Annotated in this window: 1 protein-coding gene; it reads right to left on the reverse strand. The window is 66.5% G+C overall.

Translation table 11 applies throughout. The features are described 5' to 3' along the window. Positions 1-502, reverse strand: a 502-nt coding sequence (locus tag A9Z05_RS04305; RefSeq protein ID WP_141723352.1) for an amidohydrolase family protein, incomplete at both ends; no start/stop codon positions are given.

Raw genomic sequence — 502 nt, forward strand, 5'->3', positions numbered from 1 at the left:
CCCTTCTTGCCCTCCTCGTTCGAGAACCACGTCACGTACTCGGTCCACATCCGCAGCGCGGTTTCGCGATCGAGCAGGTTGCGCTGCGGATACATGCGCATGCCGCCGACCGTCTTGCCCGTCACGAGCCATGCAAGCGACACCCACGGGTTGTACGACGCGACGCGCGTCGCGTCGGTGCCGGCCGACACCTTCAGCCCCTTGGCGAGCATCTTCGCGACCGGCGGCGTCGCCTCCGCGGCTTGCGCGCCGTAGCGCTCGACGAAGTATTCGCCCTGGTACGCCATCCGGTGCTGCACCGCGATGCCGCCGCCGAGCGCGGCGATCCGGTCCATCGATTTCTCGGTGATCGTTTCCGCGTGATCGAAGAACCAGTTCAGCCCTTCGAGCGGGATGTCCTCGTTGACCTTCTCGAACACGTCGAGCGCGCGGCTGATCGTTTCGTCGTAGGTCGCGTGCATGCGCCACGGCCAGCGGTTTTCCGCGAGCACGCGCACGACGC

The organism is Burkholderia sp. A2, from assembly GCF_001729305.1.
Classification (GTDB): Bacteria; Pseudomonadota; Gammaproteobacteria; order Burkholderiales; family Burkholderiaceae; genus Burkholderia; species Burkholderia sola.